This is a genomic window from Pseudomonas sp. FG1 (assembly GCF_034313875.1).
GTDB lineage: Bacteria > Pseudomonadota > Gammaproteobacteria > Pseudomonadales > Pseudomonadaceae > Aquipseudomonas > Aquipseudomonas veronii.
Genome location: NZ_JAVIWP010000001.1, coordinates 1,173,017 through 1,196,579 on the forward strand (window position 1 = coordinate 1,173,017; position 23,563 = coordinate 1,196,579).

Below are 23,563 nucleotides of genomic sequence, written 5' to 3' on the forward strand. Positions count from 1 at the left end.
TCTCCCGATGCGCGCTCTACTCGTGTTGTTCAGTCTGCTACTGCCGTTGTCCATGGCCCAGGCCGCCGACAAACTCCAGGTGGTGACCAGCTTCAGTATTCTCGATGACATCACCCACCAGATCGGTGGCGAACACATCCAGATCAGCAACATGGTCGGCCCCGACGCCGACGCTCATACCTACGAGCCGACCCCGGACGATGCCAAGGCGCTGCTCAAGGCCAAGCTGATCATCAAGAATGGCCTTGGCTTCGAGCCGTGGCTGGACCGCCTGGTGACCAGCACCGAAACCCGCGCCACCGTGGTTACCGCCAGTAAAGGCGTGATCTCCCACACCATGGAAGAAGACGGCGAAACCATCCCGGACCCGCACGCCTGGCATAACCTGGCCAACGCCGAAATCTATGTGAACAACATCACCAAGGCGCTGGTGGCCGCCGACCCGGCCAACCAGGCCGACTACCTGCGCAACAGCCAGGCGTACCTGAAAGACATCTACCGTTTGCTCGCCGAGGCCAAGGCCAAGTTCGGCGCACTGCCAGCGGGCAACCGCCGCATCGTCACCTCCCATGACGCGTTCGGCTACCTGGGCCAGGCCTATGGCATCCAGTTCCTCGCGCCTCAGGGTTTGTCCACCGAGCGTGAGCCTTCCGCCGCCGAAGTCGCCGCGCTGATCACTCAGATCCGCAAGGACAAGGTCAAAGCCGTGTTCATTGAAAACATCAAGGACTCGCGCCTGCTCAAACAGATCGCCAGCGAAAGCGGCGCGCAGATCGGCGGCACGCTGTATTCCGACGCCCTCGCCGCAGAAGGCCCGGCCAGCACCTTTCTCGGGCTGTTCGAATACAACCTCAACACCCTGTGCGCCGCGTTGGGCAAACCATGATCCGCAAGAACCCATCCGGTGATCTGCCGGTGATTGCCGAATCGGCCTACGTCGATAAAACCGCGATCATCTGCGGCAAGGTCATCATCGGTGAGAACGTATTCGTCGGCCCCTACGCCGTGATCCGCGCGGACGAGGTCGACGCCAGCGGCGACATGGACCCGATCACCATCGGCGCCAACTCCAATATCCAGGACGGCGTGGTGATCCACTCCAAATCCGGCGCGGCGGTGACCATCGGCGAGTTCACCTCCATCGCCCACCGCTCCATCGTCCACGGCCCCTGCAGCGTCGGCGACCGCGTGTTCATCGGCTTCAACAGCGTGTTGTTCAACTGCGCCGTCGGCGACGGCTGCGTGGTGCGCCACAACTCGGTGGTCGACGGCCGCGACTTGCCCGCCGCGTTCTACGTGCCTTCGACCACCCGCATCGGGCCCAACACCGACCTGTCGCAATTCCCGCCGGTGAGCGTCAGCGCGTCGGAGTTTTCCGAGGACGTAGCGCGTACCAACGTCGATCTGGTGCAGGGTTACAAAGCCCTGCAAAACGAGTTCTGAACCATGAGCCGCCTGTTGATCCGCAACGCTCGACTGGTGAATGAAGGCCAGGTATTCGACGCCGACATGCTGGTCGCCCACGGCCGTATCGAGAAGATCGCCAGCAGCATCACGGGGCACACGGCGCCTGTGGAAATCGACGCCCACGGTCAATGGCTGCTGCCGGGGATGATCGATGACCAGGTTCACTTTCGCGAACCCGGCGCGCCGGACAAAGGCGGTTTCTACAGCGAATCCCGCGCAGCGGTGGCCGGCGGCATCACCAGTTTCATGGACATGCCCAACACCCGGCCGGCCACCCTCACCCTGGAAGCGCTGGCCGACAAAAAACGCCGCGCCGTCCAGCACTCGGTGGCCAACTACGGTTTTCACTTCGGCGTCAGCAACGACAACCTCGACACCGTCGCCGCGCTCGACCCGCGGCAAGTGGCCGGGGTCAAAGTGTTCATGGGCGCGTCCACCGGCAACATGCTGGTGGACGATCCACGGATTCTGGAGCGCCTGTTCGCCGATGTGCCGACGATCCTGCTGGCCCACTGCGAACACACGCCGAGTATCCAGGCCAACGAACAGCGCTTGCGCGAGCGTTTCGGCGACAACATCCCTGCCGCCGCCCATCCGCTGATCCGCGATGCCGAAGCCTGTTATCGCTCGTCTTCACTGGCGGTGGAACTGGCCAAGCGCCACGGCACGCGCCTGCATGTGTTGCACCTGAGCAGCGCCCGCGAGTTGGCGTTGTTCGAAGACCAGCCGCTGGCGCAGAAACGCATCACCGCCGAGGTCTGCGTCCATCACCTGTTGTTCGACGACCGCGACTATCACCGCCTGGGCCACCAGATCAAATGCAACCCGGCGATCAAGACCCGCGCCGACCGCGACGCCTTGCGCCTGGCCCTGCTCGGTGAGCGACTGGATGTGATCGGCACCGACCATGCGCCGCATACCTGGGCGCAAAAGCAGTTGGCGTACGGTGAGGCGCCGTCGGGTTTGCCCCTGGTGCAACATGCGTTGCCGGCGTTACTGGAGTTGGTGGCCGATGGGCTGCTGCCGCTGACCACCCTGGTGGCGAAAACCAGTCATCGCGTTGCCGACCTGTTCGCGATCCCGGACCGTGGCTACCTGCGCGAAGGCTATTGGGCCGATCTGGTGCTGATCAAACCCGAACCCGAAGGCAAGCCGGTCCGCAGCCAGCCGATCCTGGCCCGCTGCGGCTGGACACCGTTCGCCGAGCGCCGCTTTCGCCACAGCGTCAGCACCACTCTGGTGTCGGGCCAGTTGGCCTGGCACACCGGCCAGGTGGTCGACAGCTGCCAGGGCCTGCCCCTGCACTTTCAGCGTTAAGCGCGCGGTTTGACGCTGCCGCAGTTTTCCCCCAGCCACTGGGCGTGACTGTCCAGGCTGCCCTTCTGCTGAATGCCGGTGGCATTGAAGGTGCCGTTGACCGTGGTGGTGAATTCCTTCTGGCTCTGGAAGGTGGCAACGCCGGTGCCCTGGGCTTTCGGGCAGCTGAAACGGAATTTCCACTGGTTGCCGCTCTTGTCGGTCACTTGCTGTTTGCAGCCCGACTGCGGATCGGTCAGCGGGATCGCGTCGGAGGCGACCTGGGCGGGGGTGAGGCACACCTGCACGCCTTTACCGGCCATGGTGATGCCTTGTTTTTCCAGCATGGCGCGCTGTTCGGGGGTCATTTGTTGCTTGAGCTGACCGAGGATCAATGACAAATCCGGCAGGTCCTGGTTATCCACTTTCATGTTGCTCGTGGTCAATTCCCACAAACCAGGCGCCAGCATCTGCGCCTGGGCCGCCACGGGCAGCGACAAACCAATAACCATGGCCAAACCTAGCAGACGAGCATTCATCGGGTAACTCCTGGATAATTGTGGGCATTAGACGCCACAAAAGCGCCAGTGTTGCACGGCAAATAAAATAGCGACATTCCTGACCGAACATGGTCTGTTAGGCACTGGATTGCCTGGAGTACCATCGTCCATGGATTTTTTTGGCCCGCACCTGCTCGCCTACTTCATCGCCACGCTGCATTTTCTCGGGACGCTCGCCGCGATCCATGCAGTGCTGACCGTCAGGACCGCCCAAGGCTCGATTGCCTGGGCGTTGTCGCTGATGTTCATACCCTACCTCACGCTGATCCCGTACCTGATCTTCGGCCGCAGCACCTTCGATGCGTACATCCAGGCGCGGCGCCAGGCCAACCAGGAAATGCACACTGCGATCAACGAGCTGAACTGGCGCCCGTGGGTCGAGGAAGCCCTGGCCGCCCGCAACTCCAGCGCCTACGCCTCCCTGCGAGCGATGCCGAAGCTGGGCCGCATGCCGTGCCTGGCGAATAATGAAGTGCGTTTGCTGATCAATGGTGACGCCACCTTCAGTGCGATCTTCGAGGCGATTCGCCGCGCCAAAACCGCCGTGCTGTTCCAGTTCTTCATCATTCATGACGACGAACTCGGTCGGCAGTTGCATGCCTTGCTGAAGGAAAAAGCCGCCCAAGGCGTCGCCGTCTACGTGCTCTACGACCGCATCGGCAGCCACGCCCTGCCCTCTCACTATGCACAAACGCTGCGCGACGCCGGGGTGCAGGTCAAGGCGTTCGCCACCCGCAGCGGCTGGCTCAATCGCTTCCAGGTCAACTTCCGCAACCACCGCAAGATCGTGGTGGTGGATGGCATCACCGGGTTTGTCGGCGGGCATAACGTCGGCGATGAGTACTTGGGCAAAAAGCCGCCGCTGGCGCCGTGGCGCGATACCCATGTGCAGGTCACCGGCCCGGTGGTGGCGTGCCTGCAGGAATCGTTTGCCGAAGACTGGTTCTGGGCGGCGCGGGAACTGCCGCCGCTGATCCTGCCAGACACCTACCCCGAAAACGGCGTGCTCTGCCAATTGCTCGCCAGCGGCCCGGCCGACCCTTATGAAACCTGCTCGCTGTTTTTTGTCGAAGCGATCCACGCCGCGACCGAGCGGGTGTGGATCACCAGCCCGTATTTCATCCCGGATGAAGCGGTGTTTGCCGCCCTGCGCCTGGCGGTGCTGCGCGGGGTCGACGTGCGCCTGCTGCTGCCGTCGCGGCCCGACCACCGCATCGTGTATGCCGCCTCCAGCCTTTACGCGATCGAAGCGGTGCGCGCCGGGGTGCGGGTGTTCCGCTATACGCCGGGGTTTCTGCACCAGAAAGTGGTGTTGGTCGACAGCGAAATCAGCGCCATCGGCAGTGCGAACATGGACAACCGTTCGTTCCGCCTGAATTTCGAGGTGATGTTGCTGACCGTCGATGAAGCCTTCGCCCAGCAAGTGGAACACATGCTGCTCGATGACTTCGCCCTGGCCCATGAAGTCAGCCAGGAAGAAAGCCGCGAAACCCGCCGCCTGCAACAACTGGGCATGCGGGTCGCGCGGCTTATCTCACCGATTCTCTAACAGACACTGCGGTAAAAATGTGGGAGGGGGCTTGCCCCCGATAGCGGTGAATCAGTGCCCAATCCGCTAGCTGACACACCGCAATCGGGGGCAAGCCCCCTCCCACATTTGGATCTGCGGGGCTGTGGGGAAATGCTTCAGCGGTAGATATTTTCCCGTGTCCACGGTAGTTCGTGGCTGCCATCGGCGAAGGGTTTTACCGCCAGTATGCGGATCGCACGGCGTGTTTCACCGCTTCACTAACAGACGCTGCGGTAAAAATGTGGGAGGGGGCTTGCCCCCGATAGCGGTGAATCAGTGCCCAATCCGCTAGCTGACACACCGCAATCGGGGGCAAGCCCCCTCCCACATTTGCATCCGCGGGGCTGTGGGAAAATGCTTCAGCGGTAGATATTTTCCCGCGTCCACGGCAGTTCGTGGCTGCCATCGGCGAAGGGTTTTACCGCCAGTATGCGGATCGCACGGCGTGTTTCACCGCTTCACTAACAGACGCTGCGGTAAAAATGTGGGAGGGGGCTTGCCCCCGATAGCGGTGAATCAGTGCCCAATCCGCTAGCTGACACACCGCCATCGGGGGCAAGCCCCTCCCACATTTGGATCTGCGGGGCTGTGGGAAAATGCTTCAGCGGTAGATATCTTCCCGCGTCCACGGCAGTTCGTGGCTGCCATCGGCGTGGGGTTTTACCGCCAGGATCTGGTGCAGGTTGATCCAGCCCCGCGCAAACGCGTAGGCGCAACCGGCCAGGTACAACCGCCAGATGCGCAACGCCTGCGCCGGCACCATCTTCGCCGCCGCTTCCAGGTTGTCTTCCAGGCGTTCGCTCCAGTGGTCCAGGGTGCGTGCGTAGTGCAGGCGCAGGCTTTCCACGTCGACCACTTCGAGCCCGGCTTCGCTGAGTTCGGCGGTCATCATCGCCAGGTGCGGCAGTTCGCCGTTGGGGAAAACGTAGCGCTCGATGAAATCCCCGGCGCCGCGGCCCACGGGGCGTCCGTCGGTGTGCTTGGCGGTGATGCCATGGTTCATCACCAGCCCGCCTTCGCGCACCGCGCCAAACAGGGTTTTGCAGTATTGCGCCAGGTTGGCGTGGCCGACGTGTTCGAACATGCCCACGCTCACCACTTTGTCGAAACGACCGTCCTGGGGCAGATCACGGTAATCGAGCAGTTGCAGGTCCACCTGATCGTCCAGGCCCTCGGCTTTCACGCGTGCCTTGGCCAGGGCCAGTTGCTCCTTGCTCAGGGTGATGCCGAACACCTTTACCCCGAACTCCCGCGCCGCATACCGCGCCAGCCCGCCCCAACCACAGCCGACATCGAGCAAATACTCCCCCGGCTGCAAGCGCAACTTGCGGCACAGGTGGCGGAATTTGTCTTGTTGGGCCTGATCGATGGATTCGCTGCCGGTTTCGAAATAACCGCAGGAATACGCCATGTCCTGGTCGAGCCACAGCTGGTAGAACTCGTTGGACAGGTCGTAATGGTAGGAAATCGCCGCTGCGTCAGTGGCCTTGTCGTGGAACGAGCGCACCGGACGATTGCCCCCATCGTCATCGACGAGGGCGTGACTCAACTCGTCACACACCCGGATCACCTCGGAGATGGAGCCTTCCAGCTCCAGTTTGCCCTCGACGAAGGCTTCGCCCAATGAATCGAGCGTGGGATGGGAAAGCTTGGACACAATCGTGGGGTCCTTCACCACGATGGTCACACTGGGCTCAGGGCCCAAGTTGAATTCATGGCCGTCCCAGAGTCGAAGACGCAGCGGTAGCTGAAGATTCTGTAAGGCCGGTGGAAGTTGCGCGAGCATGAGTAGTCCCCCCTTGTTTCAGACGTCTGGAAAGAGGGTAGACCATCCGACGACCGGGTAGGAAGCTATCGATCTGATAACCTGCGCTTATGGAATCCGGCGTTCGAGCAAACCGTCCTGAACCCACTGTTTCAGCCATGAGACTGCTTGCAGGGGCGCACCCTCTCCATGACTGACCGCCAAGCGTTCGCACAGTTCTGAAAAACACCAGCCGGTGCTCACCATGCCCGCCAGGGCGCAGGTTTGCGCGGGTTCCAGGCTGCGGTAGCGGCATATCTGCTGATCGCGCCACACCAGGCAGACCTGCGGCGCGTCCAGAGGCTGGCCGGCGTGCAAGGCCGATTTAGCCTTGGCGGCACGCCAGGTTTCGACGGTATTGAAGCGGCAGAATATCTGCTGAACGGTCGGCGCCAGGGTGACCTGCAAGCCCGGCCAGTCGGGCGGCGGCAGTCGCGCCATGTCGTCCAGGGTCAGCGGCGTGCCCGGCGGCGCATCGAACGCCAGGGTAAACGCCCACTCCAGCCGTGCCAGCTCGGCCAACGGCGCGCTTTGTTCAGCCACCAGGTGCTCCTGGATAAACCCCGCAAACCGCTCGCCCAGCCAGCGCAGGCTGTAGTGGGCGGACGGATAGCGACGCACGTAGGCCTCAGTCAGCGAGGCGAATTCGTCATCGCCCAGCCAATACCAGAGGGCGCCGAAGTCCTGCCGTAATACGTCCTGCAAGCGCGACAGGTAGGCGTTGTGATAGATCGCCAGGCCGGTTTCCACATCCAGCGTAGGACCACCCAGCAAGGTGGCGGCAAAGCCAGTACCGGCCACGGGCGTTTCGGCTAATAAATGCTCTTCGAAGGCCCGTTGCCAATCCGTCAGGCGCATAGCGTTCTCCTGAGCAAGGCGCTCGCCCCCAGCGACCGGGCCTTGTCCAACTCGCTGAGCAAGTCTTCGAACGGCGGGAAATGGTCGTCGCGCTCGAGCAACGTCGAGACCGGGCCCAGGTGCTCCAGGGTCTGTTGATACAGCGCCCACACCGGATCACACACCGGGTGGTCATGGGTATCGACCACGTAATCGCCGTAGTCCATATGCCCCGCCAGATGCAGCTGGCGGATGCTCTGCGGCGGCAGGTTGTGAATGAACGTCCAGGCATCGAAGCCATGATTGCGCGAGCTGACGTACACATTGTTGACGTCCAGCAGCAACTGGCACCCGGTCAAGTGGGTCAGGGCGTTGAGGAATTCCCACTCGGTGAATTCATCCGCCTTGGCGCGCACATAGCTGGAGACGTTTTCCAGCACCAGCGGGCGCTGCAACACATCCTGTACCTGAAGCACGCGACTGGCCACGTGATACAAACTTTCTTCGGTGTACGGCAGGGGCAGCAAGTCATGCAATTGATGCGCGCTGCCGCGGCTCCAGCACAGGTGATCGGAGATCCACGCCGGCTGGATGCGTGCGGCGAGTTGCTGGAGTTGCTTGAGGTAATCGGTATCGAGCGGATGGGGCCCGCCGATGGACAGGGACACACCGTGCATCACCAACGGGTAGCGCTCGGCGATCGCGTCCAGGTAGTACAAGGCTTTACCGCCCTGCACCAGGTAATTCTCGGAGATCACTTCGAACCAATCCACGGCCGGCGATTGTTCAAGGATCTGCTGGTAGTACTCACTGCGTAGACCCAGGCCGTAACCCAGGCTCGGAAGGGATGTAGACATCAGGCACTCCTGGGCAAAAGTGTCCGCAGCGGTGACGGCGACCGCTGCGGGGTACGCGGGGCCGATTACGCGCCGACTTTGCCACCGGCCGCGTCGCACGCGGCCTTGGTCATGGCCTTGAAGCCATGACCCTTGCAGACCGCCTGGCCCTTGCAGGCGTTTTCAGCGGTCTTGCAGTCATTCATGCCTTTGCAGGAGGTTACGCCGTAGCAATGAACCGGAGCGTCGGCGGCCTGGACCTGGGTGGTGACACCGGCAAACAAGGCGGCGGCAGCGAAAGCCAGGGCAGCACCGGAAACGGCGTTTTTGATGGTCATGGGGTCATCCTCATAAATCGTGGTTAGGTCGGCTGAGCGGAATGCTCAGTCGCGACATAGCACTAGAGTGAGGTGCCCCCTTGCCGTTACAGCACCTTCGAAAAAAACCTGGGATTTATTCCTCCAGCTTCGACAGCGGCTCCTGAAACCGCAGCAACCGCCCGGCATTGCCCAGCACCAGCAAGGTGCTGAGGTTGTGCAACACCGCCGCGATCATTGCGCCCGCGGCGCCCAACCAGCCAAACGCAGCGAACACCACGATCGCCAGCGTCCAGCCCAGGCCGATGATCACGTTGACCTGCAACGTCTGCCGGCACCGTCGGCTCAAGCGCACACAGGTGCCCAGGCGGCGCAAGTCGCTGCCAATCAACACCACATCCGCCGAGGCCAGCGCAATGTCCGCACCGCCCGCGCCCATGGCCACGCCGACCACGCCGGCTTTGAGCGCCAGGGAGTCGTTGATGCCGTCACCCACCACCATCGGCCGGAAACCGCTGCTGATTTCGCCCAACACGCGGTTGAGCTTGTCTTCCGGCAACGCCTGGGCTTCGACATCGCTGATGCCCACGTCGAGGGCCAGGCTGTCGGCCACGCTTTGGCGGTCGCCGGTCAGCAGCAGTTGCCGCCCCAGGCCCAGGTCGCGCAGCTCTTGCAGGGCCTGGCGAGCTTCCGGTTTGACGCTGTCGGCCAGCAACAGCCAGGCGAGGAACGCACCGTTCAACGCCAGCCCGGCAATCGGGCCATCATGGTCGGGGACGCGGGTAGTGACGATGCCCAACTGCTCGAACAACTCCGGCCGGCCCAAGGCCGCTTCGCCCTGCGCGGTCTGGGCCACCACGCCGAGGCCTTGGCGTTCGCGGATGTCGGTGAGCACCAACAGCTGTTCCTGGCTCGCCAACCCGGCCAACGCGCGGCTGACCGGGTGGCTGCTGGCCGAACCGAGGCTGGCCGCCAGGTTCAACAACCCTTGGCGGTCCGGCGCGGTGGTTTGGATGGACTGCAGGCGCAGAGTGCCAAAGGTCAGGGTGCCGGTCTTGTCGACCACCAGCGAGGTCAGGTCCGCCAACTCTTCGAGGAACGCCGAGCTGCGGATCAGAATCCCATGCCGCGCCGCCACGGCAATCCCGGCAATCGCCGTGGCCGGGGCCGACAGCACCAGGGCGCACGGGCACGCCGCGACCAGCACCGCGAGCATCGCCTGGGCGTCATTGGTGACAAACCAGGTCACCGCCGCCAGCAACAGCACCAACACCATATAGCTGCCGGCGTAACGCTCCAGCAGCCGCGTGATCGGCGGCTTGGAACGCTCGGCGTTCTGCATCAGGGCGATGACTTTGCCCAGGGTCGACTCGTTGCCGGTACGCGTCACTTCCAGGCGCAACAACCCGTCGAGGTTGATCGCACCGCCGAACACTTGCACGCCGACACTGGCTTCCAGCGGCACCGACTCGCCGGTGATCGGCGCCGTGTCGAGGCTGGCCTGGCCGGACAGCACCACGCCATCGGCAGGCACGCGGTCGCCGGCGCGCACTTCGACGATGTCGCCGCTGTTCAGCGTGCCGTTGTCGACTTCGCTGATGCTGCCGTCCGCCTGCACCAGGCGTGCGTGGCTGCGGGTCAGTTTGCCGAGGGCGTGGATCGCTTCCTGGGAGCCGATCACGCTGCGCTCTTCGAGCACATGGCCGAAGATCATGATGATCGGCAGCAACGCGGCGGTCAGCAGATCGCCCGTGGCCCACGCGCCGAGCATCGCCAGGGCGATGAGTTGGTCGGTGATGCCATGCAGACTGGGAAAACGCAGGCTGTACCAGGCCGAGCGCATCACCGGCACAGCCACCAGCAGCGAGGCCACGCCGAGCAGCAACTGGCTGACGCCGCTCTGGTCCGGCGCCAGCCAGCGCCACACCAGGCCCAGCACGAGCAAGCCGAGGGCGAGCATGGCCAGGGTCAATTGCCGGGCGGCGCTGCGCTGCTCGGCGGATGTCAGCATGGGTGCGCTCATTGTTCGGCTCCCTGAATGATCAAGCGGGAGTCGTCTTTGGGGTCGACCGTGGTCACGGAACCGGCCTGGCCGAGAATCTTCGGCAAGCGCTCGCGGTACAGGCGCAACAGCAAGCCGGGGTCTTTGACCTGGGCCAGGCTGGCGACGGTGGCGGTTTGCGCCTGCGCGTTGGCCAGGCGTTCGCTGGCCTGGGCGTGGGCGACTTGCACCAGGCGGTCAGCCTGCTGGTTGGCGGTCTGGGTGAGCTTTTCCGCGTCGGTGCGCGCATTCGCCACCGCTTTGTCGGCTTGCTGGCTGGCGGTGAGCACCGCATTGAAGGCGTTCACCGCCGGGCTCGGCAGGCTCGATTGCACATCGACGCGGGTGACTTCGATGCCCACCCCCAAGCCGCTGGCGGTCAACTCCGCCAGGCGCTTGTTGATGCCTTGCACCAGGTCGCCGCGCAGCCGTTCACGGCGCTCGGCGGCGCCGTTGTCGCTGCTGATCAATTCGGGGCGCGCCACCAGGATGGTGTCCAGATCCCGCGCCGCCGTCAGGGCCACGGCGCTGCGCGTCACCAGGCGATCCAGCGCCGGCAGCACGTGCTCGCCCTGCAGCACAAACGCATAAGGTTCGGTGACTTTGTAGAACACCCGCACATCCAGCTGCACCACGCCGGCATCGCCGGTCAGCAGGTAGCCGGACCCGGCCAGGGCATCGCTCAACGGCGTGGCGAAGCTGGCCACGCGGTCGGCCTGCACCGCGGCATCGGAACGCAGCAGGTTGCCGACCCGCCGCTCGATCACCCGGTCTGCCGCCGGCAACAGCACGACTTGCTCGAACGGCTGCGGCCACGCCAGCAACAGTCCGGCATTCTGAACCCGATCGAGTGCGCCGAAGTGCAGCACCACGGCGCGATTCTGCGGGTCGATCTGTCGCACATTGGAAAACGCCCAGGCCAGGGCGGCCAACACCGTCACCGCGTACAGCGCCATGAACGTCAGGCGCCCGGCCTGAATCCACGGGCTGTCCGGGCTGTCACGCTCGATCATGGCTGGACGTCCTTCGGCCCGTCCACCAGCGCGCGGAACGGCGCGGCGTCGGTGCGCAGGATGATCTTGGTGCCCGGGGTGACCACGGTGCCCAGGGTATCGAGGGAACGCAGCAGGTTGTACAACTGGGGATTGCCGGCGTAGGCGCGACCATAGATCTGCGCCGCTTCGACCCGCGATTGCGCTTCGATGTCGGCGGCTTTCACCGTGGCATCGGCCTGCACGATGCGCGCATCGCGCTCGGCGGCGGAACGGATCTGCGCCGCCTCACGCTTGCCCACGGCGGTGCGTTCGGTAGCGATGGTTTCGCGCTCGGCGCGCATGCGGTCGACGGTGGCAGTGAGCGTCACCGACGGCAAGGTCAGCCGCTCGATGCCCACCTGCGCCACACGCACGCCATAGGTGGTGAGCAATTGTTGATCGATCTGCTGGCGCAACTGCGCTTCGAAATCGCTGATGCGTACCTGGCTGGCGTCGGTATTGATCAGGCTGGACAGGTCGAAGCTGGCCGCCGTGGTTTCCAGCGCCGAACCGACAAACGTCCGAATCTGCCGCGCCGCTTCATCCGGCTGGTTCTGCACCGCACGCATGAAGCGCTGCACATTGTCGGCATCGCCCTGCACCTGCCACGCCACATAAGCCTGCACGATGATGCGCAGGCCATCGCGGGTGCCGACATCCTGCAAACCGCTGGAGGTGGTGCGCAGGCGCAGGTCCACCGGGATCGCCGCTTCGAACGGCGCCGGCCAGCGCCAGCCCAGGCCCGGTTCCAGCAGCACCCGCGACGGGTTGCCGAAACGGGTAATCACCGTGGCTTCACCGGAGCGCACCTGCACCAGGCTGGCGGCCGCTACCGCAAACAACACCAGCAACACAGCCCAGGCCATGCGCCGCCAAGGGAACGGGCCGGCGGGTTGTTCGTCACCATGGTGGTGATGATGGTGGCCGTGGTGGTGGTGACCATGATCGTGAGAATGAGCGCTCAACAGACAGACTCCTTATTGAACGGCTTTACGCGGCACCGAGGGATCGGCCGGCAAGGTAAAAGAACGCAGATCGATCGTCGGCGCACTGTCGGCGCCCAGGCGATGATCCAGAATCAACAGCTTGGCGTGAGCCAGGCCCTGGGTCAGCTGGCCGAGGTATTGCTCCAGCACGAAGGCTTTGCCCGCGCTGGCGTAGGCTTTTTGTTCGGCGGCAAAACGCAGGTCCGCCGCCCGGGCCCCGGCATTGACCTCGTGCGCGGTGGCCTGGGCCTGGTCGCGGACGGTGCTGGCTTGCAGCAGGGCCTGGTTGGTTTGTTCGCTGGCGGCGCCGCGTTCGCGGGAGATCAGCGCCTGAGCGCCGATCTGCGCCGCTTGCACGCCGTGGTAGGCGTTGGCGGCACCGGACGGCGGGTGGATGGCTTCGACCACCGTGGCGAGAATCTCCACGCCGCTGTCGAGTGTATGCAGGTCCGCTTGCACGGCGCGGCCGATCTCGTCGGCCAGGCCGGTGCGTTGTTCGCCGAGCAATTCGTCGAGGGTACGCGAGGCAAAGTCATGCACGAGGATGCGGCTGGCAGTGCTGCGGATCAGGGTCGGCACATCCGCGCTGTTATAGGTGGCGGCCAGTGCGGCCTGGTCGGTCAGGCCGATACGGTAGACGAAGCGCACATCCATATTGACGATCTGGAAGCTCTGCTTGTCGCCACGGCTGCTGGCGATCACCTGGGACTTGTCATTCACATGGCTGGCGTCCCACAACCGGTTGGCGATCAGCGGTGCCGGGCCTTCGGCCGCCGCGAGTTCCGGGCTGGCGGCTTCGCTGACGCTGGTCGCCAGCTCATGCACCACGCCGTTTTCCACGTTCAGCACGCGGCCCAGCGGCCACGGCAACCCGGCATGCAAGCCAGGGCCGAAGACTTGCACCGGTTTGCCAAAGCGCTCATAAATCCCACGGCCTTGCAGGGGCACTTCATGCACCCCCGTCAGCGCCCAGCCGACGGCCAGTACCACCAGCAGCACCGGCAGGAATGCCCGACGCATGTAGGTAAACGCCCAGATCTGGCGCAGATCGATGCCGAAGCGGTTGTGCAATTCGTGCTGCAAGGCCTGCAGCGGTTGCGGCGGCCAGCGCAGCAGCCCGGCGACAAAACTCTGCGCCATCAGGCGTGGTTCGAGGCGCGGTTGGCGCGGGCTGAACAGTGACAGCGCGGCCCGTAACAGAAACTCCAGCGCGACCAGCGCCGGCAACAGCCCGACCAGTGTCGCCAGGCGCAGCGGCCACACCGACCCGGCACTGGCAAACAGCAGGCAAATCGCGCTGATCACCAGGCACGCAATCGCCACCCGGCTCAGTTGCGCCAACTGCGCGGCTTCCGGCCATTGCGCGGCGGTTTCCTGGGCCAGGCGCCGCTCGAACACCAGCAGGCCAAAGGCCAATGCCAAGGCCAGTGCAGCGCCGATACTTGCGCCTTGGCCGACCGCTGCCGCGGGCAAGCCCAGGTTCCAGAACTCGACAATGCTGACCAGCGCGAACAACGACCAACCGCCGAGCCACAACACCGGCGCGCCGATCTGCGCCAGCAACCCTCTGCCGAAACGCCCTACCAGGCGCGCCTGCCAGCCAGCGGGTTCACTCTCTGCTTCGAGTAACTCAGGTGCCGACGCTTCCAGCGCCTGGGCACGCCAATCGGCCACCCACCACGCCGACTGCAACCCGGCCACCAGCACCAGCAACGCAGACGCGCAATTGATCAACACCACCGGCCAGATCGACAACGGGGCGAACAGCGCGACGAACAACGCCAGCACCCAGCCGCTGATAGCCACCGCAGTCAGGCTGATACCGGCCTGCCTCAATCGACGGGCATGGAACAGCCCTTGCTGAAAACGCGGCAGTCCTTCAACCGAAGCGCCGTCAGCTTCTAGATCCACTTGCATCCACTCATGCCCGTTCACACATAATTCGTTACGATATAACACATGGCGTGAAATTTTTGTTCGTTAAACACCGTATTCACCTGCAACACAGACCCACTGTGGGAGGGGGCTTGCTCCGATGGCGGTGGGTCAGGTGATACATGGGTTGGCGGGGCCGCCACCATCGCGGGCAAGCCCCCTCCCACATTCGTTCTGCATCGCGCTCCGGAACGTGACTACCCCCCCATAAACACGTGCCATCACTGGTGCAGGCCACGATTAGTCGGCACACTTCAGGCCAGTTTTTCGCGGGCTTACGGACAAGGAAACGTCACTCCCATGATTTCGATCTATCAGCTCAAACCGCGTTTTCAAAACCTGCTGCGCCCCCTCGTGCAGCGCCTCTACGACAACGGCACCACCGCCAACCAGATCACTGTGCTGGCCGGGGTCATCTCCCTGCTGGTCGGCCTGCTGATCGCCGGCTTCGCCCAACACCTCTGGCTGTTCGCGCTGATCCCGCTATGGATGATCCTGCGCATGGCCCTCAATGCAATCGACGGCATGCTCGCCCGCGAATTCGGCCAGCAGTCGCGCCTGGGCGCCTACCTCAATGAACTGTGCGACGTGATCGCCGACAGCGCGCTGATCCTGCCCTTTGCGTTGATCCCCGGCGTCAGCCTGGCGCCGGTGCTGCTGGTGACCTTGCTGGCAGTGTTCAGCGAATACGCCGGGGTGCTCGGGCCGATGGTCGGCGCGTCGCGGCGCTACGACGGGCCGATGGGCAAGAGTGATCGGGCCTTCGTCCTCGGCGTGCTGGCCAGCGGCGTGGCGCTGGGCTGGCTCGGTGCCGGCTGGGTCGACACGGTGATGTGGCTGGTCGCCGCCCTGCTCGCCTACACCGTGGTCAACCGGGTGCGCCAGGGCCTCAAAGAAGAACAACACATTTCCCCTTCTGCATAAGGATTTTGCGATGCGCGAACAGCGAGAACACACCTTCAGTACCCATGATGGCGTCGAGCTTTTCTACCGGCACTGGCCCGCCACCGCCCCGGCAGGCGGCGAGCCGCGCAAGGCGATCCTGCTGTTCCATCGCGGCCATGAGCATTCGGGGCGCATTGCCCATCTGGTCGATGAACTGAACCTGCCCCATTTCGACTTCTTCGCCTGGGACGCCCGTGGCCACGGCCAATCCCCCGGCGAGCGCGGCGACAGCCCCAGCTTCGCCACCAGCGCCCGCGACGTGCAGACGTTCTGCGAACATATCGGCGCCACTTACGGCGTCGAGGCGGAAAATCTTGCAGTCATCGCCCAAAGCGTCGGCGCGGTGATCGCAGCCACCTGGGTCCACGACTACGCACCGAAAATCCGCGCCCTGGTGCTCGCCTCCCCGGCGTTCAAAGTCAAACTCTACGTGCCCTTCGCCCGGCTGGGCCTGGCGCTGATGCGCAGGTTTCGCGGCAACTTTTTCGTCAACAGTTACGTCAAGGCCAAGTTCCTCAGCCACGACCCGGAGCGCGTCGCGTCCTACGACAGCGACCCGCTGATCACCAAGGCGATTTCGGTGAATGTGCTGCTCGGGCTGTATGAAGCGGCCGACCGGGTTGTCGCCGATGCCCAGGCGATCCAGGTGCCGACCCAACTGCTGATCTCCGGCTCCGACTTCGTGGTCCACCGCAAACCCCAACAACAGTTCTTCGACCGCCTTGGCAGCCTGAAAAAAGAGCTGCATATCCTCCCCGGCTTCTTCCACGACACCCTCGGCGAGCGCGACCGTGCGGTGGCCGTGAGCAGCGCCCGGCGTTTTATTCTGCAGAACTTCACGCACCCGCTGGACCGCGCCTCGCTGCTCGATGCCGACAAACTGGGCGCCACCTGTGCCGAATCCGAAGCCCTCGCCGCGCCGCTGCCGCGCAATTCCCTGCGCGACCTGTACTGGCGCCTGACCCGCGCCAGCATGGGCCTGGGCAAGAACCTGTCGGACGGCGTCAAGCTGGGCTTCGACACCGGTTTCGACTCCGGTAGCACCTTGGACTACGTGTACCGCAACACGCCCACCGGCAAAGGCGCGCTGGGGCGGATGATCGACACCCATTACCTCAACTCCATCGGCTGGCGCGGCATTCGCCAGCGCAAGCTGAACGTCGAAGAGCTGCTGCGCCTGGCCATGGCCACGCTGCGCACCGATGATCGCGAAGTGCGTATCGTCGATATCGCCGCCGGCCACGGTCGCTACATTCTCGAAGCCTTGCAGGGCGTTTCGCCGCTGCCGGAATCGATCCTGCTGCGCGACTACAGCGACATCAACGTGCGCGACGGTGGTGCGTTGATCCGCGAGAAAGGCCTGGGCGAGATTGCGCAGTTCATCAAAGCCGATGCGTTCGACCGTGCGGAGCTGGCAGCGCTGGCGCCCAAGCCGACGCTGGCGGTGGTCTCCGGGTTATATGAACTGTTTGCCGACAACGCCATGGTCGGCGGTTCGCTGGCGGGCCTGGCCGAAGCCGTGGAGCCCGGCGGTTATCTGGTCTACACCGGCCAGCCATGGCACCCGCAGTTGGAACTGATCGCCCGCGCATTGACCAGCCATCGCCAGGGCCAGGCCTGGGTGATGCGCCGGCGCAGTCAGGCGGAAATGGATCAACTGGTGCAAGCCGCCGGTTTCCGCAAGATCACCCAGCGGGTGGATGAGTGGGGCATCTTTACCGTATCCCTGGCACAGAAGATCTGAACATGCGCGAACCCGGCCTGTTAAAGCCCGCGTTCCTGTGGCTGTTGCTGTTGGCGCCGCTGTTTTTCAGCACCTACGGTTTTGCCACATGGGTCACCAGCCAGCGCAGCGACGTCGGCACACTGGTGTTCGATTGGGAAACCCACATGCCGTTCTGGGCCTGGACCATCGTGCCCTACTGGACCATCGACCTGCTCTACGGTTTCTCCCTGCTGCTGCCCAACAGCCGCCATGAACTGAAGCAACATGCGCTGCGCCTGCTGAGTGCGCAGCTCATCGCCGTGAGTTGCTTCCTGATCTGGCCGCTGCGCTTCACCTTCGAACGGCCGGAGCTGGATGGCGTGTTCGGCTGGCTGTTTGCCCTGCTGGCCGGTTTCGACAAACCGTTCAACCAGGCGCCGTCGCTGCATATCGCGCTGCTGGTGATCCTGTGGATCATGTACCAACGCCACACCCAGGGCGCCTGGCGCTGGCTGGTGCATGGCTGGTTCGGGTTGATTGGGGTTTCAGTGCTGACCACTTATCAACACCACTTTATCGACTTACCCACAGGTGCCCTGGCGGGTTGGCTGTGCGTGTGGCTGTGGCCGCTGGAACATCCGAGCCCGCTGCTGAATGCGCGGCTGACCCGTGATTCCACGCACTGGCGCCTGGGGTTGCGCTACGGCCTGGGCGCGCTGGGGCTGTTCATCCTCGCGCTGACTTACGGCGGGTGGTGGCTATGGCTGCTGTGGCCGGCGCTGTCCCTGGGGCTGATCATGGCGAATTACGTCGTCCTCGGCGCGCCAGGTTTCCAGAAGCGTGCCGACGGTCGACTGACCCCTGCGGCGCGCTGGCTGTATGCGCCATATCTGGCAGCGGCGTGGCTCAATTCACGGCTGTGGACGCGCACGCATCCACAGCCCGACCTGATTGTGGATAACGTCTCGCTCGGTCGGCTTCCTACCGTGCGCGAGCAAGGTTCATTCAAGGCCATCGTCGATCTGTGCGCGGAATTGCCGATTAATCCACAGGGCCGTGCCTATCAATGCGTCCCCGTCCTCGACCTGATCGCGCCGACCCCCGCCGAATGCCTGCAAGCCGCGCAAGCCATCGAACGCCTGCGCGCCAGCGGCCCGGTGTTGGTGTGCTGCGCCCTTGGCTATTCGCGCAGCGCCACCGCTGTGGCGGCCTGGCTGCTGCACAGCGGGCGCGCCGCCACGGTGGATCAGGCACTGGCTATTATTCGTACAGCGCGGACCCAGGTGGTCCTGCATCCCGCTCATCGCCATGCTTTGGAGGCCTTGCCCCATGCCTGCTGATATGGAACTCCAGGTCGTCGCCAGCCTGCTGCGCCGCGGCCGCTCACTGGATCAGTTATCCACAGGCCTGACGCTGCTGGGCGTGTTGTTCGGCCTGGCGCAACTGCTGATGGCCAGCATCGCGCCGATCTGCCTGCTGCTCAGCCTGTGGATGATTATCCTCGGCCTGCTGCAGAAGTACTGGGCGCTGCGCGTGGCCTTCGATGCCGACCTGTTCGCCCTGCTCGCCCATAACACCGAACACACCCCGGACCTCGACCAGGCCCTGCAAACCCTCGGCCTGCAGTCGCCCAAACGCGCCGGCCGACCCTGGACCGAACGCCGTCGCGGCGCCCTCAAACTGCTGCGCAAGCAAGCCTGGCTACTGGGCGCGCAAGTGCTGTTGACCCTGGGCGTGATTCTCGCCAGCCCTTGGCTACCTTTCGCCGGATAAGGAATTCCCATGTTCGAACCCGTGGTCGCCACCCTGATTACCTCGATGGCCCGCACCGTCACCGGCGCCCGCAGCCTGTGGCTGGGCTGCGCGCCGGTGCCGGTGCAACGCATCTACTTCGCCAACCACAGCAGCCACGGCGATTTCGTGTTGCTGTGGGCATCGCTGCCGCAGAACCTGCGCAAATTCACGCGCCCGGTGGCCGGCAGCGACTACTGGAACAAAAGTGCGCTGCGCCGCTACATCATCCACCGCGTGTTCAACGGCGTGTTGATCGACCGCGAGCGCAAAGACCCTGTGGATAACCCCTTGCAGCCCATGCTCGCCGCACTGGAAGGCGGCGACTCGCTGATCATCTTTCCCGAAGGCACGCGCAATCTGGAAGACGGCTTGCTGCCGTTTAAAAGCGGCCTGTATCACCTGGCAAAAAGTTACCCACAGGCCGAATTGATCCCCGTGTGGATTGCCAACCTCAACCGCGTCATGCCCAAGGGCCGCGTCCTGCCGCTGCCTCTGCTGTGTACCACCAGCTTCGGCGCGCCACTGCAATTGGAAGAAGGCGAAGACAAAGCCGCCTTCCTTGCCCGCACCCGCGATGCCCTGCTCGCCCTCGCCCCGGAGCATTCCTGAGATGGATAGCCAAACCCTGATGCTGTTCGGCGGGATCGGCGCGATCCTGGTACTCGCCTCGCTGATCGGCCTGATCCTCAAGCTGCGCACCCGTGGCACGCCGAATGCGGTGATCGACAACCTCAACGCCCGCATCAACGCCTGGTGGGTGATGGTGGTGATGATCGGCATCGCCTTCTGGCTCGGCACCGGCGCGGTGATCGTGCTGTTCTATGCCGTGTCGTTCTATGCCCTGCGTGAATTCCTCACCCTCACCCCGACCCGGCGCAGCGACTACCCGGCGCTGGTGGCCGCGTTCTACCTGGCGCTGCCGCTGCAATACCTGCTGATCTATGCCGACTGGTACGGGCTGTTCTCGATCTTCATCCCGGTGTACGTGTTCCTGCTGCTGCCGATCCTCGCCTCCCTCGGCGGCGACAGCACACACTTCCTGGAGCGCGCCTCGAAGGTGCAATGGGGCTTGATGATCGCAGTGTTCTGCGTGTCCTTCGTGCCCGCCCTGCTCACCCTCGACATCCCCGGCTATGAAGGCCGCAACCTGCTGCTGATCGCCTACCTGGTGATCGTGGTGCAACTGTCGGACGTGTTGCAGTACGTGTGCGGCAAGCTGTTCGGCAAACACAAGATTGCGCCCAACCTGTCGCCGTCGAAAACCGTCGAAGGCTTTGTCGGCGGCATCCTGCTCTCCTCGCTGATCGGCGCGGCGCTGTGGTGGACCACGCCGTTCAACCCATGGCAGTCGTTTCTGATTGCGCTGCTGATCAACTTGCTGGGGTTTGCCGGCGGCATTGTGATGTCGGCGATCAAACGCGACCGTGGCGTGAAGGACTGGGGGCATATGATCGAGGGGCACGGCGGGATGCTCGATCGGCTGGATTCGGTGTGCTTTGCGGCGCCGATTTTCTTCCACCTCGTGCGCTACTGGTGGACCTGACCGACACCGCCCTCAAGCCCGACGAAGATCAACATGTGAGGGCGGGTTTGCTCCCGCACGCTCGGCATTGAGGTGACGTATCGACCTCATCTTTTGTCGCAAAGACGCGTGTAAGATACGCCGCATGTTGGCGCTGATGCCGAGTTGACCCAGTTGCCGAGATTTCACTGACCCAGTCTGACTCCTCGTGAATCATTGTCTGTGCTGGATTTTTACAGGTTTGGAAATGGGGCAGTCTTGCGTCGGCAACCGGGTCAACCCAGGGGCAGCGCCAATAAATTTGTACAAACATTGGCGTCTTAACTTTCGGCTTTCGGACTTTGGGAGCTTTCGGTTTTTTGATCCGGTGTTCAGATCCTACCGACGTCTGAGGGGGAACATAAGGCGCAAATTGTGGGTATAGATCCTCAAAAAGCTGAACCTGCGCGGATACTGGAGTTACCCTAGTTACCCCGACCTCACCGGACTTGCGCCTAAAGTGATCGTCAGACGAATTCATTCTAGCTACAAAGTCCAGAATCGTCCCCCGAAGAGACCGCCCTGTCACAATGCGACGATGAATTCGTTTCCAGCCATCTTTCAGATTTCCCCTGGTCACGTCCCACTGCTCTGGTGACGAGAACCCCAGCTGTTTCGCGAACTCTATGTAATCTGGTGGTAAATCGTTTGCCATGTCCTTAGCCTCCGATTTTACAAGCATCGATGATGGCATAGAAGAATCAAGGGATGCTATACCAGTTCTGTCGAGAGCCTATCCGTTAGGTAATTGCACAGACTTGCCCAGCCATTTGCATTCGATTTGACCAGTAATTTGCTTCGGATTTGACCTGCAGGCTTCGTGGCCATGACCGGCAGAGGACGACCCAAAGCAGTCATTTGTTTGCGGGATATAGGCTAGAACTTTTCGTCATGCAGAAAAACGAGGCCGCAATCGCGGCCTTGTTTTTTTAGAGTGTTACTCGTGCGAATGTCCGTGCTCAGCGCTCTCGGAGGTTGTGCCTTTCTCACCACCGCCGCATGCCGTCATCAAGCCCAGGAAGCAGAACAGCAGCACAGAACGAATCAGAGTGGTTGGGGATTTCATGGGAATACTCTTCAAAAGTGGATGAAATAAATGGTCTGTGGTCAGGCTGAAGTCCGCGTTTTCGGCAGTAGGACAGCCGTCTCTGTGTCGGATTACTGTTTGACGTTCAGGTAATCACCACTCGTCTTCAACGAAATGGTCACGTCGTTATTGCTGCGATTACGCCAAAACCAACCATGGGTGCCGTCAAAAATGGCGGTGAATTCGCCTTTATTACTTTTGACCTGCTTGCCCTTGTTGTAGCTGTGGAAGTAACCCTTTTCACCGTTGTAGGGCTCGCCATGGGTGTCGTAGTTCACAAGCCCACCAGCCGCTGTCCATTCATAACTCACAGTCTTGTTCTTCAGCACTTCCAGTTTGATCTCTGTCCCTTCACCTGGTTTGAGCGTGACGGTCATTTGATTCGTCTTCATGGCTGGGGTCGGTGCCGACGCTGATTGGGCCACAGGTATTGCAGCAGGTTGGATTTGCGCAATCTGCGGAGCTGGAGCTGGAGCTGAACTAGGAGCTAATGCTTGCGGCGGCGCTGTATCCGCCAACGCCTCTTGGGCAAGGATGATCTTCAATTCGCCCATTTGGGTCAGACCCAGTGCGCGGCCCACACCCGTAGGATCAACGGCGTATTCCGAAGGCATGACAACGGTCATCAGCAGGCCAATAGCAGTCAGCAGTGCAATGACAGTCGAACGAACCAGTTTGCGAGTGCTGGGCAATTCATTAACAGTTGGAAGCGGAGTATTGAACATGGTCAGAATTCCTTAGGCGGAGATAAACAGGCCGGTGATCTGGTAACCCATCAGCAGGAAACCGGCACTCATCATGGCGACGTTGGCGGTATAGGCGTGGCGCCAGAAACTGGCGGTGCGCCGCCAATACCCCATCAGAATGAGAATCGCACTAAGGGCCAGCAACTGGCCGATCTCGACGCCGACGTTGAACGCAAGCAAGTTGGGGATCAGCCCGTCGGGCGAGATCTCGTACTCCTGGATTTTGGTGGCCAGGCCGAAACCATGGAGCAGGCCGAAAATCAGCGTGGCCACTTTGGTATTGGGTTGGAAACCGAACCAGCGCTGGAACGCGCCCAAGTTATCGAGTGCCTTGTACACCACCGAAAAACCGATGATGGCGTCGATGATGTACGAGCTGATGCTGATCTCGGTCAGCACGCCCAGCAGCAACGTCACCGAGTGGCCTACCGCGAACAGTGTGACGTAGAGCCCCACATCCTTCAGGCGGTAAAGGAAGAAGATCACCCCGAACAGAAACAGCAGGTGATCGTAGCCCGTCATCATGTGCTTGGCGCCCATGTAGATGAAGGGCAGCAACATGACGCCGGAACTTTCCTGGATAAAGCCCTTGTCACCTTCCGCGACGGCGTGAGCCATCGCCTCGGGCATCCCGAGGAAAAGTGCAGCGACAAGTAAAAACAACAGCAGTAGCGGGCGGTGCGATGGCGCAGTGAATGCGCCCACGCCGCTCATCGAGTGCGAATGCATGGATAAATCCTACGTTGGAGGGATCAAAGGCCGCTGCGCGGCCATGGTCAGGATGCGAACGAAGGACGGGGTGGACGCTTGATCAAGAATATCGGCGGAGGGGGAACTGCATATTGCGGGGCATCAACCCGCACCGATAGCTTGGGTTGTTCGGCCAAAATCAACAGTGAAGTGAGCTGCGGTGTTTCGTGCTGATGGTCAGGGGTCAGCGGGGAGTGATAGTGATCCGAGCAGCTCGCACACGACATCTCAGTCAGCTCTTCATGAGAGTGATGGGCGTCTTGCGCAACCTCCCAAGCAGGCTGTTTCGACG

The 23,563-nt window shown here is 62.7% G+C and carries 21 protein-coding genes; 10 read left to right on the plus strand and 11 right to left on the minus strand.

Annotated features, from left to right (window positions below; genetic code table 11):
• The first annotated feature begins 7 nt into the window (after positions 1-7).
• From RGV59_RS05535 to RGV59_RS05545, 3 genes are read left to right on the plus strand one after another with little or no spacing between them, the layout of a single operon-like run.
• Complete coding sequence (locus tag RGV59_RS05535) at positions 8-886, plus strand: metal ABC transporter substrate-binding protein (RefSeq protein WP_046381599.1); 879 nt, start codon at positions 8-10, stop codon at positions 884-886.
• Positions 883-1,443: a DapH/DapD/GlmU-related protein gene (locus RGV59_RS05540; RefSeq protein ID WP_017850050.1), complete on the plus strand. Its 561-nt coding sequence runs from the start codon at positions 883-885 to the stop codon at positions 1,441-1,443. Before RGV59_RS05535 ends, RGV59_RS05540 begins: the two co-directional genes overlap by 4 nt.
• Before the next feature lie 3 nt (positions 1,444-1,446).
• Complete coding sequence (locus RGV59_RS05545) at positions 1,447-2,784, plus strand: dihydroorotase (RefSeq protein WP_126586305.1); 1,338 nt, start codon at positions 1,447-1,449, stop codon at positions 2,782-2,784.
• Here RGV59_RS05545 and RGV59_RS05550 read toward each other — a convergent pair.
• Positions 2,781-3,302: a DUF3617 domain-containing protein gene (locus RGV59_RS05550; RefSeq protein WP_017850052.1), complete on the minus strand. Its 522-nt coding sequence runs from the start codon at positions 3,300-3,302 to the stop codon at positions 2,781-2,783. The two genes, RGV59_RS05545 and RGV59_RS05550, sit on opposite strands and share 4 nt — an antisense overlap.
• Before the next feature lie 130 nt (positions 3,303-3,432).
• Here RGV59_RS05550 and cls point away from each other — a divergent pair, with 130 nt between their 5' ends.
• Positions 3,433-4,872, plus strand: coding sequence for a cardiolipin synthase (gene cls, locus RGV59_RS05555; protein WP_046484309.1), 1,440 nt, complete (start codon positions 3,433-3,435; stop codon positions 4,870-4,872).
• A gap of 622 nt (positions 4,873-5,494) precedes the next feature.
• On the opposite strand, the gene cfaB is transcribed toward cls, so the two are convergent.
• The 8 genes from cfaB to hflK (RGV59_RS05595) form a co-directional block, all read right to left on the minus strand.
• Positions 5,495-6,679 (minus strand): C17 cyclopropane fatty acid synthase CfaB, encoded by a 1,185-nt coding sequence (gene cfaB, locus RGV59_RS05560; RefSeq protein WP_026140407.1) that lies wholly within the window; start codon positions 6,677-6,679, stop codon positions 5,495-5,497.
• Between the two features lie 87 nt (positions 6,680-6,766).
• Positions 6,767-7,555, minus strand: coding sequence for a DNA-binding domain-containing protein (locus RGV59_RS05565; RefSeq protein WP_046484311.1), 789 nt, complete (start codon positions 7,553-7,555; stop codon positions 6,767-6,769).
• Positions 7,546-8,391 carry a DUF692 domain-containing protein gene (locus RGV59_RS05570; RefSeq protein WP_017850056.1) on the minus strand — a complete coding sequence of 282 codons (846 nt, stop codon included), beginning with the start codon at positions 8,389-8,391 and terminating at the stop codon, positions 7,546-7,548. The genes RGV59_RS05565 and RGV59_RS05570 overlap by 10 nt, the downstream gene beginning before the upstream one ends.
• Positions 8,392-8,456: 65 nt before the next feature.
• Positions 8,457-8,708: a membrane protein gene (locus RGV59_RS05575; protein WP_017850057.1), complete on the minus strand. Its 252-nt coding sequence runs from the start codon at positions 8,706-8,708 to the stop codon at positions 8,457-8,459.
• Between the two features lie 115 nt (positions 8,709-8,823).
• Entirely contained in the window at positions 8,824-10,710 is a 1,887-nt protein-coding gene (locus tag RGV59_RS05580; RefSeq protein ID WP_046381595.1) for a cation-translocating P-type ATPase, read from the minus strand.
• The gene (gene hflK, locus RGV59_RS05585) at positions 10,707-11,741 is read right to left on the minus strand and encodes a protease modulator HflK (RefSeq protein WP_017850059.1); all 1,035 of its coding nucleotides are present in this window, start codon (positions 11,739-11,741) and stop codon (positions 10,707-10,709) included. The genes RGV59_RS05580 and hflK (RGV59_RS05585) overlap by 4 nt, the downstream gene beginning before the upstream one ends.
• Positions 11,738-12,727 (minus strand): protease modulator HflC, encoded by a 990-nt coding sequence (gene hflC / locus RGV59_RS05590; protein WP_017850060.1) that lies wholly within the window; start codon positions 12,725-12,727, stop codon positions 11,738-11,740. The genes hflK (RGV59_RS05585) and hflC overlap by 4 nt, the downstream gene beginning before the upstream one ends.
• A gap of 12 nt (positions 12,728-12,739) precedes the next feature.
• Positions 12,740-14,665, minus strand: coding sequence for a protease modulator HflK (hflK, locus tag RGV59_RS05595; RefSeq protein WP_102617670.1), 1,926 nt, complete (start codon positions 14,663-14,665; stop codon positions 12,740-12,742).
• Between the two features lie 318 nt (positions 14,666-14,983).
• On the opposite strand from hflK (RGV59_RS05595), the gene RGV59_RS05600 reads away from it, so the two are divergent.
• The 6 genes from RGV59_RS05600 to RGV59_RS05625 are packed head-to-tail and all read left to right on the plus strand — an operon-like array spanning position 14,984 to position 20,670.
• Positions 14,984-15,607 carry a CDP-alcohol phosphatidyltransferase family protein gene (locus RGV59_RS05600; RefSeq protein WP_046381592.1) on the plus strand — a complete coding sequence of 208 codons (624 nt, stop codon included), beginning with the start codon at positions 14,984-14,986 and terminating at the stop codon, positions 15,605-15,607.
• 10 nt (positions 15,608-15,617) lie between these two features.
• Positions 15,618-17,372 (plus strand): bifunctional alpha/beta hydrolase/class I SAM-dependent methyltransferase, encoded by a 1,755-nt coding sequence (locus RGV59_RS05605; protein ID WP_102617669.1) that lies wholly within the window; start codon positions 15,618-15,620, stop codon positions 17,370-17,372.
• A gap of 2 nt (positions 17,373-17,374) precedes the next feature.
• A complete protein-coding gene (locus RGV59_RS05610; RefSeq protein ID WP_126586307.1) occupies positions 17,375-18,673 on the plus strand; it encodes a phosphatase PAP2/dual specificity phosphatase family protein in 1,299 nt (432 codons plus the stop codon).
• Positions 18,663-19,106 carry a hypothetical protein gene (locus tag RGV59_RS05615; protein WP_046484321.1) on the plus strand — a complete coding sequence of 148 codons (444 nt, stop codon included), beginning with the start codon at positions 18,663-18,665 and terminating at the stop codon, positions 19,104-19,106. Before RGV59_RS05610 ends, RGV59_RS05615 begins: the two co-directional genes overlap by 11 nt.
• A gap of 9 nt (positions 19,107-19,115) precedes the next feature.
• Positions 19,116-19,736 (plus strand): lysophospholipid acyltransferase family protein, encoded by a 621-nt coding sequence (locus RGV59_RS05620; RefSeq protein WP_046484323.1) that lies wholly within the window; start codon positions 19,116-19,118, stop codon positions 19,734-19,736.
• A gap of 1 nt (position 19,737) precedes the next feature.
• Complete coding sequence (locus RGV59_RS05625; RefSeq protein ID WP_017850067.1) at positions 19,738-20,670, plus strand: phosphatidate cytidylyltransferase; 933 nt, start codon at positions 19,738-19,740, stop codon at positions 20,668-20,670.
• A gap of 1,176 nt (positions 20,671-21,846) precedes the next feature.
• Here the strand turns inward: RGV59_RS05625 and RGV59_RS05630 are convergent.
• Both RGV59_RS05630 and RGV59_RS05635 read right to left on the minus strand, forming a co-directional pair.
• The gene (locus tag RGV59_RS05630; RefSeq protein ID WP_024078232.1) at positions 21,847-22,500 is read right to left on the minus strand and encodes a hypothetical protein; all 654 of its coding nucleotides are present in this window, start codon (positions 22,498-22,500) and stop codon (positions 21,847-21,849) included.
• A 12-nt stretch (positions 22,501-22,512) separates the two neighbouring features.
• Positions 22,513-23,250 (minus strand): HupE/UreJ family protein, encoded by a 738-nt coding sequence (locus RGV59_RS05635; protein WP_024078233.1) that lies wholly within the window; start codon positions 23,248-23,250, stop codon positions 22,513-22,515.
• Positions 23,251-23,563: the final 313 nt, after the last annotated feature.

What these genes read in the sequence shown, in the direction of transcription:
- RGV59_RS05535 (WP_046381599.1), top strand. Translation starts at nt 8, where the DNA reads ATGCGCGCTCTACTCGTGTTGTTCAGTCTGCTACTGCCGTTGTCCATG.
- RGV59_RS05540 (WP_017850050.1), top strand. Translation starts at nt 883, where the DNA reads ATGATCCGCAAGAACCCATCCGGTGATCTGCCGGTGATTGCCGAATCG.
- RGV59_RS05545 (WP_126586305.1), top strand. Translation starts at nt 1,447, where the DNA reads ATGAGCCGCCTGTTGATCCGCAACGCTCGACTGGTGAATGAAGGCCAG.
- RGV59_RS05550 (WP_017850052.1), bottom strand. Translation starts at nt 3,302, where the DNA reads ATGAATGCTCGTCTGCTAGGTTTGGCCATGGTTATTGGTTTGTCGCTG.
- cls (WP_046484309.1), top strand. Translation starts at nt 3,433, where the DNA reads ATGGATTTTTTTGGCCCGCACCTGCTCGCCTACTTCATCGCCACGCTG.
- cfaB (WP_026140407.1), bottom strand. Translation starts at nt 6,679, where the DNA reads ATGCTCGCGCAACTTCCACCGGCCTTACAGAATCTTCAGCTACCGCTG.
- RGV59_RS05565 (WP_046484311.1), bottom strand. Translation starts at nt 7,555, where the DNA reads ATGCGCCTGACGGATTGGCAACGGGCCTTCGAAGAGCATTTATTAGCC.
- RGV59_RS05570 (WP_017850056.1), bottom strand. Translation starts at nt 8,391, where the DNA reads ATGTCTACATCCCTTCCGAGCCTGGGTTACGGCCTGGGTCTACGCAGT.
- RGV59_RS05575 (WP_017850057.1), bottom strand. Translation starts at nt 8,708, where the DNA reads ATGACCATCAAAAACGCCGTTTCCGGTGCTGCCCTGGCTTTCGCTGCC.
- RGV59_RS05580 (WP_046381595.1), bottom strand. Translation starts at nt 10,710, where the DNA reads ATGAGCGCACCCATGCTGACATCCGCCGAGCAGCGCAGCGCCGCCCGG.
- hflK (WP_017850059.1), bottom strand. Translation starts at nt 11,741, where the DNA reads ATGATCGAGCGTGACAGCCCGGACAGCCCGTGGATTCAGGCCGGGCGC.
- hflK (WP_102617670.1), bottom strand. Translation starts at nt 14,665, where the DNA reads ATGCAAGTGGATCTAGAAGCTGACGGCGCTTCGGTTGAAGGACTGCCG.
- RGV59_RS05600 (WP_046381592.1), top strand. Translation starts at nt 14,984, where the DNA reads ATGATTTCGATCTATCAGCTCAAACCGCGTTTTCAAAACCTGCTGCGC.
- RGV59_RS05605 (WP_102617669.1), top strand. Translation starts at nt 15,618, where the DNA reads ATGCGCGAACAGCGAGAACACACCTTCAGTACCCATGATGGCGTCGAG.
- RGV59_RS05610 (WP_126586307.1), top strand. Translation starts at nt 17,375, where the DNA reads ATGCGCGAACCCGGCCTGTTAAAGCCCGCGTTCCTGTGGCTGTTGCTG.
- RGV59_RS05615 (WP_046484321.1), top strand. Translation starts at nt 18,663, where the DNA reads ATGCCTGCTGATATGGAACTCCAGGTCGTCGCCAGCCTGCTGCGCCGC.
- RGV59_RS05620 (WP_046484323.1), top strand. Translation starts at nt 19,116, where the DNA reads ATGTTCGAACCCGTGGTCGCCACCCTGATTACCTCGATGGCCCGCACC.
- RGV59_RS05625 (WP_017850067.1), top strand. Translation starts at nt 19,738, where the DNA reads ATGGATAGCCAAACCCTGATGCTGTTCGGCGGGATCGGCGCGATCCTG.
- RGV59_RS05630 (WP_024078232.1), bottom strand. Translation starts at nt 22,500, where the DNA reads ATGTTCAATACTCCGCTTCCAACTGTTAATGAATTGCCCAGCACTCGC.
- RGV59_RS05635 (WP_024078233.1), bottom strand. Translation starts at nt 23,250, where the DNA reads ATGCATTCGCACTCGATGAGCGGCGTGGGCGCATTCACTGCGCCATCG.